Origin of the sequence: Escherichia marmotae (assembly GCF_002900365.1) — a bacterium.
GTDB lineage: Bacteria > Pseudomonadota > Gammaproteobacteria > Enterobacterales > Enterobacteriaceae > Escherichia > Escherichia marmotae.
Genome location: NZ_CP025979.1, coordinates 3825628 through 3844313, shown reverse-complemented (window position 1 = coordinate 3844313; position 18686 = coordinate 3825628). Strand labels below are relative to the sequence as shown.

Below are 18686 nucleotides of genomic sequence, written 5' to 3'. Positions count from 1 at the left end.
ACGCCGGACTGCTCCGGCGTTTTTAGACCATTACGCGTCCGGGAACTCACGGATAAAGCGTTCGACATCTTCAACCATATGGTCATTGCCGACGAAGAACGAATGGCGCTGATGCAGGGTTTCCGGGATGATATCCAGAATACGCTCTTTGCCATCGCTCGCTTTACCGCCTGCTTGTTCCGCCAGGAATGCCATTGGGTTGCATTCATACAGCAAACGCAGTTTACCGTCCGGGTGACTTGCGGTGCTTGGATAGAGATAAATGCCGCCTTTCAGCAGGTTACGGTGGAAATCCGCGACCAGTGAACCGATATAACGTGAGGTGTACGGGCGGTTGGTGGACTTATCTTCTTCCTGGCAGAATTTAATGTACTTCTTCACTCCGTTAGGAAACTTAATGTAGTTTCCTTCGTTGATGGAGTAGGTTGAGCCTTTCTCCGGGAAACGCATTTTTTCCTGACACAGACAGAAAACGCCGAGTGACGGATCATAAGTAAAGGCGTGGACGCCGCAGCCAGTGGTGTAAACCAGCATGGTAGAGGAGCCGTATACCACGTAACCTGCGGCAACCTGTTTATTACCAGGCTGGAGGAAATCCTCTTCCGTTACCGGCGTACCAACAGGCGTGACGCGGCGGTAGATGGAGAATATAGTACCGACAGAGACGTTAACATCGATGTTGGACGAGCCATCCAGGGGGTCCATCAGCACAACGTATTTTGCGTGTTCACACCCATCAAAGACGACAATCCCATCCTCTTCTTCAGATGCAATGCCCGCAACGATATCGCGCGCTTTCAATGCGGCTTTCAGTTTTTCATTAGCGAACAGGTCGAGTTTTTGTTGCACCTCGCCCTGCACATTCTCAGCACCGCTGGCACCCAGGATATCAACCAGTCCGGCTTTGTTGATATCTCTATGGATAATCTTGGCGCCCAGTTTTATTGCCGACAGCAAAGCAGTGAGCTCACCGGTAGCATGAGAAAACTCGTGCTGCTTTTCGACAATAAATTCACCTAACGTTTTCATAAAACTTTCCCTGCAATGTTTATGGAGTAAAGCGACCGCAACAATCTTAACAAATAATCTGAATGTTGCGCTCAGGTGAATCGCGCCAGCAAATTACGGATTATCCTGAAATGCGTTTCTCACTTGCCCGACATATGCGTAAAATGGGCGGTAGATTAAAAAAGGATAATGACGTATGCGCATTCATATTTTAGGAATTTGTGGCACGTTTATGGGTGGTCTGGCGATTCTGGCGCGCCAGTTGGGCCATGAAGTAACGGGTTCGGACGCCAATGTGTATCCGCCGATGAGCACCTTACTTGAGAAGCAAGGCATTGAACTGATTCAGGGTTTCGATGCCAGCCAGCTCGATCCGCAGCCGGATTTGGTGATTATTGGCAATGCCATGACCCGTGGAAATCCGTGTGTGGAAGCGGTACTGGAAAAAAACATTCCGTATATGTCAGGTCCACAGTGGCTGCACGATTTTGTGCTGCGTGACCGCTGGGTTCTGGCCGTTGCTGGTACACACGGCAAAACCACTACCGCGGGAATGGCGACCTGGATTCTGGAACAGTGCGGCTATAAACCGGGTTTTGTGATCGGCGGTGTACCTGGAAACTTTGAGGTTTCGGCGCGTCTGGGCGAAAGCGACTTCTTTGTTATCGAAGCGGATGAGTATGACTGCGCCTTCTTTGACAAACGTTCTAAGTTTGTTCATTACTGCCCGCGCACGCTGATCCTCAATAATCTTGAGTTTGATCACGCCGATATTTTCGATGACCTGAAAGCGATCCAGAAACAGTTCCACCATCTGGTACGTATTGTTCCGGGGCAGGGCCGTATTATCTGGCCGGAAAACGACATCAACCTGAAACAGACCATGGCGATGGGCTGCTGGAGCGAGCAGGAGCTGGTGGGCGAGCAGGGACACTGGCAGGCGAAAAAGCTGACCACCGACGCTTCCGAATGGGAAGTTTTGCTGGATGGTGAAAAAGTGGGTGAAGTGAAATGGTCGCTGGTGGGGGAACATAACATGCACAACGGTCTGATGGCGATTGCTGCGGCCCGTCATGTTGGTGTTGCTCCGGCAGATGCTGCTAATGCGCTGGGGTCATTTATCAACGCTCGTCGTCGTCTGGAACTGCGTGGTGAAGCAAATGGCGTGACGGTATATGACGATTTTGCCCATCACCCGACGGCAATTCTGGCAACGCTGGCGGCGCTGCGCGGTAAAGTTGGTGGTACGGCGCGTATTATTGCTGTGCTGGAACCACGCTCGAACACCATGAAGATGGGCGTCTGCAAAGATGATTTAGCACCGTCGTTAGGTCGTGCCGATGAAGTCTTCCTGTTGCAACCGGCGCATATTCCGTGGCAGGTAGCCGAAGTGGCGGAAGCCTGTATTCAGCCTGCACACTGGAGTGGTGATGTCGATGCGTTGGCAGATATGGTGGTGAAAACCGCCCAGCCTGGCGACCATATTCTGGTGATGAGCAACGGCGGTTTTGGTGGTATTCATCAGAAACTGCTGGATGGTCTGGCGAAGAAGGCGGAAGCCGCGCAGTAACCCTGAGACGCCTTATAAGGCCTACAGGGGCAATGTGCTTTTGTAGGCCGGATAAGGCGTTCACGCCGCATCCGGCATTTGAGCATAGCGCCTGATGCGACGCTTGACGCGTCTTATCAGGCCTACAGATCTGGCGGTGCACTGCATCCGGCAAACCATACTCACATCAGCAACAAAACTTACCCTTCGTTCTCCGCTAACTCACGCAGATACTGGAAAATCTGTCGTGCGGATTTCGGCGGCTTGTTCCCTTCTTTCTCTTTCTTCGCGTTGCGGATCAGAGCACGTAATTGCTGACGATCGGCATCTGGCCACAAGTTCAATACCTCAGCGATGGCATCATCACCGTGGTCGATCAAACGATCGCGCAGGTTTTCCAGTTTATGGAACAGCACAACCTGCTGGTTGTGGCGGTTTTTCAGCTTATCCAGCGCCTGACGGATCGGTTCTACATCGCGCTGGCGCAGCATCTTACCGATAAGCTGCAACTGGCGGCGGCGGCCTTCCATCTTAATACGCTGGGCTAACTCGATAGCTGCGCGCAGATCCGCATCTAGCGGGATCTTATCCAGCGCGTTTTTCCCCAGATCTACAATTTCCGCACCCAGGCGTTTTAACTCCTCGGCATCGCGTTTAATTTCACTTTTACTGACCCAGATAATTTCATCGTCTTCGTCTTCGATATCATCATCGGGAACGTCGTCGAGCCAGTCTTCGGGCTGCTTAGTCATGTCAGGCTCCTTAAAAAAAGAGGCTAATGTTACCAGTTAAGATGCGCACTGAAAAACGGTTCTCTGTTAGACTTCAGAGAAACTCTCTACATTATGGCACTTGCAATGAAAGTAATCTCTCAAGTTGAAGCGCAGCGCAAGATTCTGGAAGAAGCAGTTTCGACTGCGCTGGAGTTGGCCTCAGGCAAATCGGACGGTGCAGAAGTTGCCGTCAGCAAGACCACCGGCATTAGCGTAAGCACGCGTTATGGTGAAGTGGAGAATGTCGAATTCAATAGCGATGGCGCGCTGGGGATCACCGTTTATCACCAGAACCGCAAAGGTAGTGCATCATCCACCGATTTAAGCCCGCAGGCCATTGCCCGCACCGTACAGGCGGCGCTGGATATTGCCCGTTATACCTCGCCAGATCCCTACGCAGGTGTGGCAGATAAAGAGTTGCTGGCCTTTGACGCGCCTGATCTCGACTTGTTCCACCCTGCGGAAGTCTCTCCGGATGAAGCCATTGAACTGGCGGCCCGTGCTGAACAGGCTGCGTTAAAGGCGGACAAACGCATCACCAATACCGAAGGCGGCAGTTTTAACAGCCACTACGGGGTAAAAGTATTTGGTAACAGCCACGGCATGTTGCAGGGCTACTGTTCAACGCGCCATTCACTCTCCAGTTGCGTGATTGCCGAAGAGAACGGCGATATGGAGCGTGATTATGCCTACACCATTGGTCGCGCGATGAGCGATCTACAAACGCCGGAATGGGTCGGGGCAGACTGCGCCCGCCGTACTTTATCGCGCCTGTCACCGCGTAAACTCTCCACTATGAAAGCGCCGGTAATTTTTGCCAATGAAGTTGCCACGGGGCTGTTTGGTCATCTGGTCGGCGCGATTGCCGGTGGTGCGGTCTACCGCAAATCGACTTTTCTGCTCGACTCGCTCGGTAAACAAATTTTGCCTGACTGGCTGACCATTGAAGAACACCCGCATCTGCTAAAAGGGTTGGCATCCACGCCATTCGACAGTGAAGGTGTGCGCACCGAGCGTCGCGATATCATCAAAGATGGCATCCTGACTCAGTGGCTGCTGACTTCCTACTCTGCGCGCAAGCTGGGGCTGAAAAGTACCGGTCATGCGGGCGGTATCCACAACTGGCGTATTGCCGGGCAAGGTCTGAGCTTCGAGCAGATGCTCAAAGAGATGGGCACCGGGCTGGTGGTGACAGAATTGATGGGCCAGGGCGTGAGCGCAATTACCGGTGATTATTCCCGTGGTGCCGCGGGCTTCTGGGTAGAAAACGGCGAAATTCAGTATCCGGTTAGCGAAATCACCATCGCAGGTAATTTAAAAGATATGTGGCGCAATATTGTCACCGTCGGTAACGATATTGAAACACGCAGCAATATACAGTGTGGTTCTGTACTGTTGCCGGCGATGAAAATCGCCGGGCAGTAAAAAACTGGCGCGACCTGCCGCGCCGAATCTTAATAAGAAAAATGGAAGGAAGTGAGCAATGCGTAAAAGCCTGTTAGCTATTCTTGCAGTCTCCTCGTTGGTATTCAGTTCGGCGTCGTTTGCCGCTGATCTGGAAGGCAATATGGAAACCCTCAACGACAATTTAAAAGTGGTCGAAAAAGCGGATAACGCGGCGCAAGTCAAAGATGCGTTAACCAAAATGCGCGCCGCGGCGCTGGATGCGCAAAAAGCAACGCCGCCGAAGCTGGAAGGTAAATCGCCAGACAGTCCGGAAATGAAAGATTTCCGTCACGGTTTCGACATTCTGGTCGGCCAGATTGACGACGCGCTGAAGTTGGCGAACGAAGGTAAAGTCAAAGAAGCACAGGCCGCCGCAGAGCAACTGAAAACCACCCGCAACACCTATCACAAGAAGTATCGTTAATGCTGGATTGGGCGGTGAAACATCACCGCCCAACGCTCTTCTCCTTTCATAAATCCCACGCAGAATTTACTGTCAACACGACCATTGTCCTGTGCGTAGCCCCATTTTTGCGAGGCGTTTTCCATAAATGAATGTAATGCATATGTAATGCTATAATGCATTACACTTTTCGTAATTACCGGAGGCATAATGGCCACACTTAACGTCCGCCTGGATGACAAACTGAAAAATGAGGCTTATGCGGTGCTGGAAAAATTAAATATCACGCCTACTGAAGCAGTGCGACTGCTGTTTCAGTACGTTGCGGAAAATGGGCGAATGCCGGTAAAAACGCTCACTGTCAGTGATAGCGAAGAAGCCTTGTTACGCACTGTCAGGGAACGACTGGCCAACCCACAAGAGGCCATTAAGGTCCGACTGGATGAACTATGAGCTGGCCTTTGATCCGCGAGCGCTGAAAGAGTGGCAAAAGCTGGGCGTGGCAGTCCGGGAACAATTTTAAAAAAGCTTGAGAATGTGCTGAAAAGGCCGAGCAATCCATCGGCTAAACTGCGGGATTTGCCGGACTGCTATAAAATTAAGTTTCGGACACTGGGATATCGTCTGGTCTATCAGGTCAATGATAAAGCGTTGCTCGTGTTGGTGATAGCTATTGGTAAGAGAGAGAACTCAGCCGTTTATGATGAGGCGGATAAACGGCTGGGTGAGTGATTACCGCAAATGATGCACCACCTGGTTGCTGCTACCGCGCCAGATCAGGGACGGATCTTTTAAATCCTGCACAAATTTGCCGTCGACCAGCACGTTAATCAAGTCAACAACCTGCATTTGCGCAGCATTGAGTTTGTCGAGTTTATAGCCTGTCCATACCCAGATATCTTTACCAGGGCACTCGGCGCGGATGCGTTGTACCAGTTTTAAAATATCCGGCACGTTTTGTGGGTGCAGCGGGTCGCCGCCGGAGAGGGAAATACCCTGGCGTTTGATGCGGGTGTCGTTCAGATCGTTGATGATCTGGTCTTCCATTTCTTTGGTAAACGGTTGACCGGAATTTACCCGCCAGGTGCTTTTGTTATAGCAGCCAGGACATTCATGGACGCACCCGGAGACAAACAGGGTGCAGCGAGTGCCGGGGCCGTTAACGATGTCGACAGGATAGTATTGATGGTAATTCATTTTTGCCTGGCTTATCAGTCCGCGTGTAGGCCGGATAAGACGCTTTCGCGTCGCATCCGGCATTTGCTTACCGCAGAGTGAAGATCAACCGATTTGCCCATTGCCCAAATGTTTAACGCGGCGCTTAACTTCTTCCTGCTTACCGGCGTTAAACGGACGCGCATCAGGACTGCCTAAATACCCGCACACGCGGCGAGTCACCGACACACGGGAGGTGTCATGGTTACCACATTTCGGGCAGGTGAAGCCTTTGCTGGTGCACTCAAACTCACCGGTAAAGCCACATTCGTAGCATTCATCGATCGGCGTGTTGGTGCCGTAATACGGCACATGCTGATAGCTGTAATCCCAGACATCTTCCAGCGCCTTCAGGTTGTGCTGAATATTTGGATACTCGCCGTAGCAAATGAAGCCACCGTTCGCCAGCGGCGGATAAGGCGCTTCAAAGTCGATCTTGTCGTACGGGTTAACCTTCTTCTCAACATCGAGGTGGAAACTGTTGGTGTAGTAACCTTTATCGGTCACGCCCGGCACCACGCCAAACTCCGCAGTATCAAGACGACAGAAGCGATCGCACAGGTTTTCACTCGGCGTACTGTAGAGGCTGAAACCGTAGCCGGTTTCTTCTTTCCACTGATCCACCGCCTGACGCAGACGTTCAACAATGGCAATACCTTTCGCACGCAGTTGCTCGTTGTCGTAAACATGTTCGCCGCCGAACAGCGCATTAATCGTTTCGTGGATCCCGATATAACCCAGCGAAATCGATGCACGACCGTTTTTGAAGATTTCAGAAACGTCGTCATCAGCATTCAGACGTACGCCACAGGCACCTTCCATATAGAGGATTGGGGCCACGCGCGCTTTCACGCCTTCCAGACGGGCGATACGGGTCATCAGCGCCTTACGCGCCAGCACCAGGCGTTCATCCAGCAGCTTCCAGAAGGTGGCTTCATCACCTTTTGCTTCCAGCGCAATACGCGGCAGGTTAAGGCTGATTACGCCGAGGTTGTTACGTCCATCGTGGATCTGCTCGCCGTTTTCGTTTTCCCACACGCCGAGGAAGCTGCGGCAACCCATTGGCGTTTTAAACGACCCGGTAACTTTAACCACCTGATCGTAGTTCAGAATGTCTGGATACATGCGCTTGCTTGCACACTCCAGTGCCAGTTGTTTGATGTCGTAGTTCGGATCACCTTTTTTATGGTTCAGGCCATCGCGGATCGCAAACACCAGTTTCGGGAACACGGCAGTTTTACGGTTTTTACCGAGGCCCGCGATACGGTTACGCAGGATAGATTCCTGAATCAGACGCGACTCCCAGCTAGTACCCAGACCAAAGCCAAAGGTGACAAACGGCGTCTGACCGTTGGCTGTGTGCAGGGTATTCACTTCATATTCCAGCGACTGGAACGCGTCGTAGCACTCTTTGATGGTACGAGAGTTGGCGTAGCCTTCAGCGTCTGGAATGCTCCACTCTTCCGCTGTTTTACGGTGCTTGTTGTAGCTGGCAGTGACGAACGGTGCCAGAACTTCGTCGATACGGTTAATGGTGGTGCCGCCATAAATATGGCTGGCAACCTGGGCGATAATCTGTGCAGTTACTGCGGTTGCCGTAGAGATCGACTTCGGCGGTTCAATCTCGGCGTTCCCCATCTTAAAGCCCTGGGTCAACATACCTTTCAGGTCGATCAACATGCAGTTGAACATCGGGAAGAACGGCGAGTAATCGAGATCGTGGTAGTGAATATCGCCACGCTCATGCGCCTGAACCACGTCACGCGGCAGCAAATGCTGGCGTGCATAGTGTTTAGCAACAATCCCGGCCAGCAGGTCGCGCTGGGTCGGAATCACCTTGCTGTCTTTGTTGGCGTTTTCATTGAGCAACGAAGAGTTGGTCTGCTCGACCAGGCCACGGATCTCCTGGTTCAGGCGACCGCGTTTTTCACGTTCAATGTCGCGATCATGACGGTACTCGATGTAAGCACGAGCCAGTTGTTTGTACGGGCCAGACATGAGCTGGTTTTCAACTGCAGTCTGGATTTCGTTGATATCGACCTGGGTGCGGCCTTGCATTTGCTCGCTGACGACAGCGGCAACAGTGGCACAATAATCTGCATCATCGACTTCCGCTGCTTTAGCTGCACGCAGAATAGCTTCTTTGATGCGCTCTGATTTAAACGGCACTTTGCAGCCGTCTCGTTTCATCACATGCGGTGTCATGATCGCTCCATATTTTTAAGAACAGGTTATACACAGAAAATTGGGAAGTGCGCCCCGGTTTATTTGGCTCTTTTTACGGGGAGTTACAGCAGTCCCAATCTGCCTTATCCACAATTATGTCGGCTTAGTTGGTGTGTATCTTGATGCAAGTATAGTCGACGGATACAACATATTGGGTTGCGATGCATTTTAAAGTCTATATATAGTGCTTTGCATTAAGGATGTTTGAGCTTTTTTTGATTTAGCTCAAAGTAAAAAGCAGAGTGTACGGATGACGGGCGCTACAGCGATGTGTAAATTTTTAATAATTTTCTGTTTAAAAAACCAACAAAAACAATGTGCTGCCATGTAAGGCCCCGAAAATGCTCGCTTTACCGGGGCCAGGAGAAGAATTATCTCTGCAACCACCAGGCAGCCTCAAAAGGCCGTAATGTCATGGCTCCCGGTTGAGAGGAGGCTTCTTCATAGTTGTGCATTAACAGTTGCCAGTCGCCGCGGATTTGCCCTGGCTGCCAGGGTTGTATGTCGCGGCTAAGGTTGGCAATCACCAATAAGGTTTGCCCCTGCCATTCGCGGCGATAGCACCACAACGCAGGGCTGTTTGGCAGCAGATCCTGGTAATCGCCCCATGTCAGAATGGGTTCTTGTTTACGCAGCGCGATTAATTTCTGATAGGTGTAAAACACCGAAGATTCATCGGCCAGCGCGGCTTCCACGTTGATTTCCCGATAGTTATCACACACGGCAATCCACGGTTCGGCGGTAGTAAACCCGGCGTTATCGCCGTTGTTCCATTGCATTGGCGTGCGGCTGTTATCGCGGGACTTGCTGGCGAGGATCGCCAATAACTCTTCGGCGTCACACCCGCAGTTGCGCAGTTCGGCAAACATGTTGAGGCTTTCCACGTCGCGGTAATCGGTAATGCGTGTGAAATGCGGATTGGTCATGCCAATCTCTTCCCCCTGGTAAATATAAGGCGTTCCCTGCATACCATGCAGCACCATCGCCAGCATTTTTGCCGCAGGCTCTCGGTAGTCACCTTCATCGCCAAAGCGAGAAACAATGCGCGGCTGATCGTGGTTACACCAGAACAAAGCATTCCACGTGACGTTATGCATTCCCTGTTGCCAGTGGCGGAACAATGTTTTTAACGCTACAAAGTCAGGTTTAGCTAGCGTCCATTTTTCACCGCCGGGATAATCGACCTTCAGGTGATGAAAATTAAAGGTCATCGACAATTCACTGCCTGTCAGCGCCGCGTATCGCTGGCAATGTTCAAGGCTGGTGGAGGACATTTCACCTACGGTCATCAACCCGCGTGGTGTAAAGACATCACGGTTCATCTCGTGCAAAAACTCATGGACTCGTGGCCCGTCGGTGTAGAAGCGACGCCCGTCGCCATCCAGATCGTCAGGGAAGCGCGGGTCTTTGGAGATCAGATTCACCACATCCAGACGCAGCCCGTCTACCCCGCGATCGGCCCAGAACTCACAGACTTTTTTCAGTTCTGTGCGTACTGCTGGGTTTTCCCAGTTGAGATCGGCCTGTTCAGGTGCAAACAGATGCAAATAATACTGTTCGCTTTCTGCGTGCCAGCGCCAGGCATTGCCGCCGAATTTAGAACGCCAGTTATTTGGTGGTATTCCTGGTTTGCCGTCACGCCAGATATAAAACTGACGATAAGGGCTTTCTTTGTTCAGCGCCTCGCGAAACCAGGCGTGTTGGGTAGAAGTATGGTTAAACACCATATCAAGAATAATGCGAATACCGCGCGATTTCGCCTGCGCCACCAGTTCGTCAAAATCATCCAGCGTGCCATACGTGGGATCAATCGCCGTATAGTTCGCCACGTCGTAACCGTTATCGACCTGGGGAGAGACATAAAAGGGGGTCAACCAGATAGCATCGACCCCCAGTTTTTGTAGATAGTCGAGGCGCAGGGTGACTCCGCGCAGATCGCCGGTGCCGCTGCCGGTGGTGTCCTGAAAACTCTTTGGATAAATCTGGTAGATAACGCCGTTTTGCCACCAGTGGGGAAGATTAGTCATTAGGTTATTCCTGCAAATGCGAGGGGGCGCAAGTGCGCCCCGAAGAAAATTAAACAATTTCAAGCGTACCCAGGCGATATTTCCGCTGGTAGATAAACGAGGTGAGTACAATCGGAATGATGATGGCGATAGCCATTGCCAGCGCAAACACCTGCCAGTAGCTCGGCTGAATAGAGAGAATGCCCGGCAGACCGCCAACACCGATGCCGTTCGCCATGACGCCGTTCAGGCCGCATAACAATCCCGCCACACCAGAACCAATCATCGCGCACAGCATCGGGAAGCGATATTTCAGGTTGATGCCGTACATTGCCGGCTCTGTGACCCCAAGCCAGGCGGAGATCGCGGCAGGCACGGAGATCTCGCGTTCATTGTGCTTGCGGCTGGAAATGATAATACCTATCACGGCGGAGCCCTGAGCGATATTCGACAGTGCAATCAGCGGCCACACTGGCGTGCCACCCATGCTTTGAATCATCTGCAAATCAATAGCAAGCGTGGTCTGGTGTACGCCGGTGATCACCAACGGGGCGTACAGGAAGCCAAACAATGCCGCACCAATCGGCGCAAAGCTGCCGGTCATCAGGTGGCGTACCGCAAAGGCAACGCCATCGCCAATCATGCGGCCAAAGGGACCAATAAGTGCATGGGCAAGGAACACCGCGAGGATCAACGAACAGACCGGCACAACCACCAGATAGAGGTAATCTGGCACGATGCGCTTAAGGCGGGTTTCAATAACGCCAAGCGCCAGCCCGGCCAGCAGTGCCGGGATCACCTGTGCCTGATAGCCCACTTTAGCGATGCTGAACATGCCAAAGTCCCATACTTCTGGCACCTGCTGCCCGAGCAGATAGGCGTTCATCAATTGTGGAGAAACCAGCGTCACGCCAAGTACGATACCGAGAATCGGTGTGCCACCCATCTTTTTCACCGCTGACCAGCAGATTCCGACTGGCAGGTAGAAGAAGATCGCTTCACCGATCAACCACAAAAAATCGTAGATCGTTTTTAGAGAAGGGTACATTTGCGCCAGCGTCTGCCCGTTGCTCATGGGTAGATCGCCAATCACATTGCGAAAACCGAGGATCAAACCACCACTAATTAGCGCCGGTAGCAACGGGAAGAAGATCTCTGCGAAATGGGAGATCAACTGTTCATGCCATTTCATATTTTGCCGTGCAGCTTTTTTCACCTGCTCTTTATCGACCTGCGCCTGACCTGTCCTCGCCAACAGCGCTTTATAGTAATCGCCAACGTTGGTGCCAATGACCACCTGAAATTGCCCGGCATTGGTGAAGCAGCCTTTCACCATTGGTAATTGTTCAATTTCTTTCGGTCTGGCATTGGTCGGTTGGTTGAGGACAAAGCGCAGGCGTGTAATACAGTGGCTCACCGTCGCGATATTGTCGCGCCCGCCGACCAGTTCAATCAACTGGTCGATATCCGTTTGGTTCACTTTGCTCATCGTAAAGCCCCGTGGCAGATGACATATTTGGTTGATGGCGGAATATCGTGGGAAGAGAATATTAAAAATGGGAACGTTCCCGAAATACAGCGAAGATCACAAATTATCGTTCAGTCAACGATCAGGAAAGGGTGGCGGGGATGACGATTTGTTGGGGTTCGCTGCGTCCGGTTACCTGCTCGATCAACTGGCAGGCCGCCTGGCGTCCGGCTTCAGCGTAGCCGGGATCAACGGTGACGATCTCCGGATGGAGGAACTTCATCAACGGCGTATTACCAACACTCGCCAACTGTAGAGTGTCAATGCGTTTCTCTTGCAGGTATTTACTTGCGCCAAGTGCCAGCGTGTCGGTTGCGCACAGCAACGCGGTGGTTTCAGGCGTAATCACTTTTTCCACGTTATCGTAGCCTTGCTTCATGGCAAGGCCCGGCAGAGCGGCGACGGGATGCAGTTTATGCGCTTTGCAAAATGCCAAATAGGCCTCATGGCGTCGCTTACCGGTAGTGACGTCACTGTGTGGCACGCCGAGATAGCTGATATTGCGGTGCCCCTGGTCATACAGTCGCTGCATCAGGATTTTGATCGCCCCTTCGTCGTCATAACAGACTGAAGCAAAGCCTTTTGCGTCACGTGCCATCAGCACCAGTGATGACTGCCAGTGGGCTAACATCTCTTCCGTTATGCCGGTAAAACCAAACAGCACCACGCCGTCAATATTACGACGTTTCAGAACGCCCAGATGCTCTGCGACCAATTGTGGTGAAAACTGGCTTTCCATCATGATTGGGTCGTAGCCCTGTTCATAGAATGCAGGCAGCATGGTCTGAACGGCGAGATTTTCTGATAACGAATCCAGACGGGTAACGATAATGGCGACGACTTTATCGCTTTGCCCACGCATGGCGCGTGCGGAGCGGGAAGGGGAAAATCCATGCTGATTCATCACTGCTTCCACGCGCTCACGTGTGCGCTGACTCACGCCGCTTTCGTTATTCAGTACCCGGGAAACCGTGGATTTCCCCACGCCGCTTAAGCGCGCGATGTCTTTGATGGTCAGCCGATTTTGCATCCTGTTGCCCCGTAACTTGCGGTTTAATTATTTGAGCCTAACTTTACCTGTGCATACCGCAATGGGCAAAGTCTGGTTTATCGTTGGTTTAGTTGTCTGCAGGTATTATATCGGCATAAATGCTACCAATATTATTGGATTCCTGGCGCTATTTTTCACTTACCGGAGGTTATATGGAACCTGATCCCACGCCTCTCCCTCGACGGAGATTAAAACTTTTCCGGTAAGCCTGTCTTTTCACGGCGTTACCGGATGCGTAAGGCCGTGACGTTTTAACGTCCCAGCTCATTTTTATTACCTTCAGGTAAAGCTTTGCAACGCCTGAAGATATTTTCTGCACCATGCTTACAGGGTGCGGAGGGACTTCCTATGTTTAAAGAAATTTTTACCCGGCTCATTCGCCATTTACCTTCTCGTCTGGTTCATCGCGATCCGTTGCCTGGCGCGCAACAGACAGCGAATATTCCGATCCCCCCTTCCTTAAGTGCGCATTGCCTGAAAATGGCGGTAATGCCAGAAGAGGAATTATGGAAAACCTTCGACACCCATCCGGAAGGGTTAAATCAGGCGGAAGTGGAATTAGCCCGCGAACAACATGGTGAAAATAAATTACCTGCGCAACAACCGTCTCCGTGGTGGGTACATTTGTGGGTCTGTTATCGCAACCCCTTTAATATATTGCTCACCATTCTCGGCGGTATTTCTTATGCCACGGAGGATTTATTTGCTGCAGGTGTGATCGCGTTAATGGTGGCTATTTCCACGCTGCTGAACTTTATTCAGGAAGCGCGTTCCACTAAAGCGGCAGATGCCCTGAAAGCGATGGTCAGCAATACCGCGACGGTGCTGCGTGTAATTAACGACAAAGGGGAAAATGGCTGGCTGGAGATCCCAATCGACCAGTTAGTGCCTGGCGATATTATTAAACTGGCGGCGGGGGATATGATCCCGGCCGATTTACGTATTTTGCAGGCGCGCGATCTGTTCATCGCTCAGGCGTCATTAACCGGTGAGTCTCTGCCCGTTGAAAAAGCAGCAACTACCCGCCAGTCAGAGCACTGTAATCCGCTGGAGTGCGACACTTTGTGTTTTATGGGCACCACCGTGGTGAGCGGCACGGCACAAGCAATGGTGATTGCCACAGGTGCCAATACCTGGTTTGGTCAACTGGCGGGGCGTGTCAGCGAGCAGGAAAACGAGCCGAACGCCTTTCAACAAGGGATCAGCCGCGTCAGCATATTGTTGATTCGCTTTATGCTGGTGATGACGCCGGTGGTGCTGCTCATCAACGGTTACACCAAAGGTGACTGGTGGGAAGCAGCGCTGTTCGCGCTTTCGGTTGCGGTAGGCTTAACGCCGGAAATGTTGCCGATGATTGTCACTTCGACGCTGGCACGTGGCGCAGTCAAGCTATCGAAACAGAAAGTGATCGTCAAACATCTGGATGCCATTCAGAACTTTGGCGCTATGGATATTCTGTGCACTGATAAAACAGGCACCCTGACGCAAGATAAAATTGTGCTGGAGAATCATACCGATATCTCCGGTAAAACCAGCGAGCGGGTGCTACATAGTGCGTGGTTGAACAGCCATTACCAGACCGGGCTTAAAAACCTGCTCGATACGGCGGTGCTGGAAGGCATCGATGAAGAGTCTGCCCGTCTGTTGGCCAGTCGTTGGCAGAAAGTGGATGAAATTCCGTTTGATTTCGAGCGCCGCCGGATGTCGGTAGTAGTGGCAGAAAATGCCGAACACCATCAACTGGTTTGCAAAGGCGCATTGCAGGAGATCCTCAATGTGTGTTCGCAAGTGCGTCACAATGGCGAGATTGTCCCGCTTGATGACACCATGTTACGCAAGATTAAACGGGTTACTGATACGCTGAACCGTCAGGGGCTGCGCGTGGTTGCGGTGGCGACGAAATACCAGCCAGCGCGTGAAGGAGATTACCAGCGAATTGATGAATTCGATCTGATCCTCGAAGGATATATCGCTTTTCTTGATCCGCCAAAAGAGACAACGGCTCCGGCTCTGCGGGCGTTAAAAGCCAGTGGAATTACCGTGAAGATCCTTACTGGCGACAGTGAGTTAGTGGCGGCGAAAGTGTGCCATGAAGTGGGGCTGGACGCGGGAGAAGTGGTTACTGGTAGTGATATTGAAACGCTAACTGACGACGAATTGGCAAATCTCGCGCAACGTACCACGCTGTTCGCGCGCCTGACGCCGATGCATAAAGAACGCATTGTGACCTTACTGAGGCGTGAAGGGCATGTGGTTGGCTTTATGGGCGATGGAATAAATGATGCGCCCGCCTTACGCGCTGCGGATATTGGAATTTCCGTGGACGGCGCGGTAGATATTGCTCGTGAAGCGGCTGATATCATCCTGCTGGAAAAAAGCCTGATGGTGCTGGAAGAGGGGGTTATTGAGGGACGTCGCACTTTCGCCAACATGCTGAAATACATCAAAATGACGGCGAGTTCTAACTTCGGTAATGTGTTCAGCGTGCTGGTGGCGAGTGCTTTCTTGCCTTTCCTGCCGATGTTGCCGTTACACTTGCTTATTCAGAACCTGCTGTACGATGTGTCACAGGTGGCTATCCCGTTTGATAACGTCGACGACGAGCAAATTCAAAAGCCGCAGCGCTGGAATCCGGCGGATCTGGGGCGCTTTATGATCTTCTTCGGACCGATCAGTTCGATCTTCGATATTCTGACGTTTTGCCTGATGTGGTGGGTATTCCATGCCAACACACCGGAAACGCAAACGCTGTTCCAGTCGGGCTGGTTTGTGGTGGGGTTACTGTCGCAAACACTGATTGTACATATGATCCGTACCCGCCGTGTTCCGTTTATTCAGAGCCGCGCATCGTGGCCGTTAATGATCATGACCGTGATCGTGATGGTTGTGGGGATCGCATTGCCGTTCTCGCCGCTGGCCAGTTATCTGCAACTGCAGGCGTTGCCGTTAAGCTATTTCCCGTGGCTGATTGCGATTCTGGCAGGGTATATGACATTAACGCAACTGGTGAAAGGGTTCTATAGCCGTCGTTACGGCTGGCAGTAAGTCAGTGATGAGACTGACCTGAAATATTCTTTCAGGTCAGTCACCTACGAAAAAATCTGCACAAAAAAATAGATTACTGCAAAAATAAAAAAACAAATAAACGTCCAGCTCAAATTATAAAGGGCGCTATAGCTTTTATTTACCGAACGAGAGAGACAGATGTCTTCTTTTTTAATGTGTCTGGAGGAGATGTTGCGATACAGGCGGATATAATAAACACAATAAAGTAATAAAGGCGGTATTACCCATCCACCTGTAGGCTTGCCAAATATAAGCGTGAGTATAATGGAGACAGCAAAGAAAAGCAGAAAGACGATTTGCGCTTTGGATTCTATTTTTTTTAATTCACTTCTTACGCCTTCTGCGTGCTGTTCTTGCCAGCGCCGCAGCGTACTAACACTAAATTGATAGTATTCACATAAATCCTTATTAGGTGCACCCTTTTTTGACTGCTGTAAAATTTCAGCAATTTGTTCATCAGTGAAACGGGCTTTAGCCATCTTCAACCCTCCGTGGTTGAATCAGATAATCCAGGCGCGAAACCTGGATTATCTTTTTGAAAGAGATTAGCGACGAACAGCGATCGCTTCGATCTCAATCTTCACGTCTTTCGGCAGACGGGCAACTTCAACGCAAGAACGTGCCGGGAAGGTGGCATTGTGTTCGGTGAAGAAGGCTTCGTAAGTGGCATTTACGGTTGCGAAGTCGTTCAGATCTTTCACAAAAACGGTGGTTTTAACGATATCGCCCACTTTCAGGCCAGCCGCTTCCACGATCGCTTTTACGTTATCCAGAGACTGACGCGCCTGTGCGGCTACGTCTGCCGGAACTTCGCCCGTTTTCGGGTTTACCGGGATCTGACCGGAGGTGATGATCATACTGCCCAGATCAACGCCCTGAACATACGGACCGATAGCTGCGGGGGCATTTTCCGTCGCGATAGTTTTGCTCATGATTTCTCCTTTATTACAGCGGTAAAAAGTCTGGCTCATTATAGGGAGCCAGACTTTTATTACCAACCGCAATTAATTGGCCAGCACCACATTATGGGAAAACTCTTTTTCGCAGTATTTGCATTTGAGCGCGATATCATTGGCGCGTTTTCTCACTGCAAAGCTGGAAGAAACCGGTTCGGCATGGCTGATACAGTTGCTGTTCGGGCAGACCAGCACATTGTCGATGCGCTCCGGCAGGCTGGGGCGCGATTTGCCAACCACTTCATAGTTGTCGATACGGTTTACCGTGGCTTGCGGTGCATACAATGCCAGTTGGTCTACCTGATCTTCACTCAAAAAGGTATTTTCGATTTTGATCAGATCCTTGCGCCCCATCTCGCCAGAAGGCAGGTTCAGACCAATGGTGATGCGCTGATCCGTTTCGGTCAGCTTGAACAGACTCAACAGCTTAAAACCGATCTGGGCGGGGATATGGTCAATTACCGTGCCGCGTTTAATAGCTTCAACCTGCAATTTATTATCGTGTGTCATCTCTATTTCCCCTTACAGTACCAGATCGCGATTCAGAACCAGTGCCAGTAACGCCTGGCGAGCGAAAATTCCGTTACCTGCCTGCTGGAAGTACCAGGCGTGCGGCGTTTTATCAACATCTGTCGCAATCTCATCAACGCGCGGCAGCGGATGCAGCACTTTCATATTGGCTTTGGCGTTGTGGAGATCGCTGGCGCGCAGGACAAACTGCGCTTTCACGTTGGCGTATTCAGACGGATCCAGGCGCTCTTTTTGCACGCGGGTCATATACAGAATATCCACTTCCGCCATCACTTCTTCGATGGCGCTATGCAGACTCCAGGCGATACCTTTTTCATCGAGCATATCCAGAATGTATTGCGGCATTGCCAACGCATCCGGGGCGATGAAGTAAAAACGGTTGCCGTCGAATTTTGCCAGCGCCTGGGTCAGAGAGTGCACGGTACGGCCATATTTCAGGTCACCGACCATTGCGACGTGGAGATTGTCCAGACGCCCCTGAGTTTCCTTAATCGTGAACAGATCCAGCAAGGTTTGCGTCGGATGTTGGTTGGAACCATCACCGGCATTCAGTACCGGTACATTGCCGGAAAACTCAGTGGCCAGGCGTGCCGCACCTTCCTGCGGGTGGCGCATCACAATCGCATCGACATAGGTACTAATAACCGAAATGGTATCGGCCAGCGTTTCCCCTTTTTTACCCAATGACGTGTTGGCGCTGTCGGAGAATCCCACCACGCTGGCACCCAGGCGGTGCATCGAGGTTTCGAAAGAGAGGCGGGTGCGGGTTGATGCTTCGAAGAAGCAACTGGCAATCACTTTATGTTTCAACAACTCTGGTTGCGGGTTTGCTTTCAGTTTCGCCGCTGTCGCCAGCACCAGATTAAGGTCATCGCGACTAAGGTCGTTTATGGAAATGATATGTTTTTGATATAGCGGATTAGCCATC

General features: G+C 51.4%; 18 protein-coding genes and 1 pseudogene. 7 read left to right on the top strand and 12 right to left on the bottom strand.

Going from position 1 to position 18686, the window contains the following annotated elements; genetic code table 11:
* Positions 1–30: 30 nt before the first annotated feature.
* Positions 31–1029, bottom strand: coding sequence for a class 1 fructose-bisphosphatase (gene fbp, locus C1192_RS19670; RefSeq protein WP_038354673.1), 999 nt, complete (start codon positions 1027–1029; stop codon positions 31–33).
* 175 nt (positions 1030–1204) lie between these two features.
* On the opposite strand from fbp, the gene mpl reads away from it, so the two are divergent.
* Positions 1205–2578, top strand: coding sequence for a UDP-N-acetylmuramate:L-alanyl-gamma-D-glutamyl-meso-diaminopimelate ligase (gene mpl / locus C1192_RS19665; RefSeq protein WP_001219774.1), 1374 nt, complete (start codon positions 1205–1207; stop codon positions 2576–2578).
* 179 nt (positions 2579–2757) lie between these two features.
* On the opposite strand, the gene yjgA is transcribed toward mpl, so the two are convergent.
* Positions 2758–3309: a ribosome biogenesis factor YjgA gene (gene yjgA / locus C1192_RS19660; RefSeq protein ID WP_038354674.1), complete on the bottom strand. Its 552-nt coding sequence runs from the start codon at positions 3307–3309 to the stop codon at positions 2758–2760.
* 93 nt (positions 3310–3402) lie between these two features.
* Here yjgA and pmbA point away from each other — a divergent pair, with 93 nt between their 5' ends.
* A complete protein-coding gene (gene pmbA / locus C1192_RS19655) occupies positions 3403–4755 on the top strand; it encodes a metalloprotease PmbA (RefSeq protein WP_038354675.1) in 1353 nt (450 codons plus the stop codon).
* Positions 4756–4813: 58 nt separating this feature from the next.
* On the top strand, positions 4814–5200 hold the full coding sequence (cybC, locus tag C1192_RS19650) for a cytochrome b562 (RefSeq protein WP_001232257.1): 387 nt from the start codon (positions 4814–4816) through the stop codon (positions 5198–5200).
* On the opposite strand, the gene C1192_RS19645 is transcribed toward cybC, so the two are convergent.
* Positions 5197–5325: a hypothetical protein gene (locus tag C1192_RS19645; RefSeq protein ID WP_256734106.1), complete on the bottom strand. Its 129-nt coding sequence runs from the start codon at positions 5323–5325 to the stop codon at positions 5197–5199. The two genes, cybC and C1192_RS19645, sit on opposite strands and share 4 nt — an antisense overlap.
* 64 nt (positions 5326–5389) lie before the next feature.
* Between C1192_RS19645 and C1192_RS19640 the strand changes: the two genes are divergently transcribed.
* Complete coding sequence (locus C1192_RS19640; RefSeq protein WP_000212715.1) at positions 5390–5632, top strand: type II toxin-antitoxin system RelB/DinJ family antitoxin; 243 nt, start codon at positions 5390–5392, stop codon at positions 5630–5632.
* Positions 5622–5911 (top strand): annotated as a pseudogene (locus C1192_RS19635) (type II toxin-antitoxin system RelE family toxin). The gene C1192_RS19640 and the pseudogene C1192_RS19635 overlap by 11 nt, the downstream one beginning before the upstream one ends.
* Here C1192_RS19635 and nrdG read toward each other — a convergent pair.
* The 5 genes from nrdG to treR all read right to left on the bottom strand — a co-directional run bounded on the left by nrdG (position 5912) and on the right by treR (position 13184).
* Positions 5912–6376: an anaerobic ribonucleoside-triphosphate reductase-activating protein gene (gene nrdG, locus C1192_RS19630; protein WP_038354677.1), complete on the bottom strand. Its 465-nt coding sequence runs from the start codon at positions 6374–6376 to the stop codon at positions 5912–5914.
* Positions 6377–6460: 84 nt separating this feature from the next.
* A complete protein-coding gene (gene nrdD, locus C1192_RS19625; RefSeq protein ID WP_000187807.1) occupies positions 6461–8599 on the bottom strand; it encodes an anaerobic ribonucleoside-triphosphate reductase in 2139 nt (712 codons plus the stop codon).
* Positions 8600–8991: 392 nt separating this feature from the next.
* Positions 8992–10647, bottom strand: coding sequence for an alpha,alpha-phosphotrehalase (gene treC, locus C1192_RS19620; RefSeq protein ID WP_038354678.1), 1656 nt, complete (start codon positions 10645–10647; stop codon positions 8992–8994).
* A 49-nt stretch (positions 10648–10696) separates the two neighbouring features.
* Complete coding sequence (treB, locus tag C1192_RS19615; RefSeq protein WP_000049038.1) at positions 10697–12115, bottom strand: PTS trehalose transporter subunit IIBC; 1419 nt, start codon at positions 12113–12115, stop codon at positions 10697–10699.
* 121 nt (positions 12116–12236) lie between these two features.
* Positions 12237–13184 carry a trehalose operon repressor TreR gene (gene treR, locus C1192_RS19610; protein ID WP_001181341.1) on the bottom strand — a complete coding sequence of 316 codons (948 nt, stop codon included), beginning with the start codon at positions 13182–13184 and terminating at the stop codon, positions 12237–12239.
* A gap of 173 nt (positions 13185–13357) precedes the next feature.
* On the opposite strand from treR, the gene mgtL reads away from it, so the two are divergent.
* A complete protein-coding gene (gene mgtL, locus C1192_RS19600; protein WP_001387276.1) occupies positions 13358–13411 on the top strand; it encodes a mgtA regulatory leader peptide MgtL in 54 nt (17 codons plus the stop codon).
* A gap of 142 nt (positions 13412–13553) precedes the next feature.
* Positions 13554–16250, top strand: a complete 2697-nt coding sequence (gene mgtA / locus C1192_RS19595; RefSeq protein ID WP_038354679.1) for a magnesium-translocating P-type ATPase — start codon at positions 13554–13556, stop codon at positions 16248–16250.
* 44 nt (positions 16251–16294) lie between these two features.
* Here mgtA and C1192_RS19590 read toward each other — a convergent pair whose 3' ends face one another.
* The 4 genes from C1192_RS19590 to pyrB form a co-directional block, all read right to left on the bottom strand.
* The gene (locus tag C1192_RS19590; RefSeq protein ID WP_038354680.1) at positions 16295–16750 is read right to left on the bottom strand and encodes a transposase; all 456 of its coding nucleotides are present in this window, start codon (positions 16748–16750) and stop codon (positions 16295–16297) included.
* A 66-nt stretch (positions 16751–16816) separates the two neighbouring features.
* Positions 16817–17203 carry an enamine/imine deaminase gene (locus C1192_RS19585; RefSeq protein WP_000047542.1) on the bottom strand — a complete coding sequence of 129 codons (387 nt, stop codon included), beginning with the start codon at positions 17201–17203 and terminating at the stop codon, positions 16817–16819.
* Positions 17204–17275: 72 nt separating this feature from the next.
* Positions 17276–17737, bottom strand: coding sequence for an aspartate carbamoyltransferase regulatory subunit (pyrI, locus tag C1192_RS19580; RefSeq protein ID WP_000148581.1), 462 nt, complete (start codon positions 17735–17737; stop codon positions 17276–17278).
* A gap of 12 nt (positions 17738–17749) precedes the next feature.
* Positions 17750–18685, bottom strand: coding sequence for an aspartate carbamoyltransferase (gene pyrB, locus C1192_RS19575; RefSeq protein WP_000013036.1), 936 nt, complete (start codon positions 18683–18685; stop codon positions 17750–17752).
* Between the last annotated feature and the right edge of the window lies 1 nt (position 18686).

What these genes read in the sequence shown, in the direction of transcription:
- fbp (WP_038354673.1), bottom strand. Translation starts at nt 1,029, where the DNA reads ATGAAAACGTTAGGTGAATTTATTGTCGAAAAGCAGCACGAGTTTTCT.
- mpl (WP_001219774.1), top strand. Translation starts at nt 1,205, where the DNA reads ATGCGCATTCATATTTTAGGAATTTGTGGCACGTTTATGGGTGGTCTG.
- yjgA (WP_038354674.1), bottom strand. Translation starts at nt 3,309, where the DNA reads ATGACTAAGCAGCCCGAAGACTGGCTCGACGACGTTCCCGATGATGAT.
- pmbA (WP_038354675.1), top strand. Translation starts at nt 3,403, where the DNA reads ATGGCACTTGCAATGAAAGTAATCTCTCAAGTTGAAGCGCAGCGCAAG.
- cybC (WP_001232257.1), top strand. Translation starts at nt 4,814, where the DNA reads ATGCGTAAAAGCCTGTTAGCTATTCTTGCAGTCTCCTCGTTGGTATTC.
- C1192_RS19645 (WP_256734106.1), bottom strand. Translation starts at nt 5,325, where the DNA reads ATGGAAAACGCCTCGCAAAAATGGGGCTACGCACAGGACAATGGTCGT.
- C1192_RS19640 (WP_000212715.1), top strand. Translation starts at nt 5,390, where the DNA reads ATGGCCACACTTAACGTCCGCCTGGATGACAAACTGAAAAATGAGGCT.
- nrdG (WP_038354677.1), bottom strand. Translation starts at nt 6,376, where the DNA reads ATGAATTACCATCAATACTATCCTGTCGACATCGTTAACGGCCCCGGC.
- nrdD (WP_000187807.1), bottom strand. Translation starts at nt 8,599, where the DNA reads ATGACACCGCATGTGATGAAACGAGACGGCTGCAAAGTGCCGTTTAAA.
- treC (WP_038354678.1), bottom strand. Translation starts at nt 10,647, where the DNA reads ATGACTAATCTTCCCCACTGGTGGCAAAACGGCGTTATCTACCAGATT.
- treB (WP_000049038.1), bottom strand. Translation starts at nt 12,115, where the DNA reads ATGAGCAAAGTGAACCAAACGGATATCGACCAGTTGATTGAACTGGTC.
- treR (WP_001181341.1), bottom strand. Translation starts at nt 13,184, where the DNA reads ATGCAAAATCGGCTGACCATCAAAGACATCGCGCGCTTAAGCGGCGTG.
- mgtA (WP_038354679.1), top strand. Translation starts at nt 13,554, where the DNA reads ATGTTTAAAGAAATTTTTACCCGGCTCATTCGCCATTTACCTTCTCGT.
- C1192_RS19590 (WP_038354680.1), bottom strand. Translation starts at nt 16,750, where the DNA reads ATGGCTAAAGCCCGTTTCACTGATGAACAAATTGCTGAAATTTTACAG.
- C1192_RS19585 (WP_000047542.1), bottom strand. Translation starts at nt 17,203, where the DNA reads ATGAGCAAAACTATCGCGACGGAAAATGCCCCCGCAGCTATCGGTCCG.
- pyrI (WP_000148581.1), bottom strand. Translation starts at nt 17,737, where the DNA reads ATGACACACGATAATAAATTGCAGGTTGAAGCTATTAAACGCGGCACG.
- pyrB (WP_000013036.1), bottom strand. Translation starts at nt 18,685, where the DNA reads ATGGCTAATCCGCTATATCAAAAACATATCATTTCCATAAACGACCTT.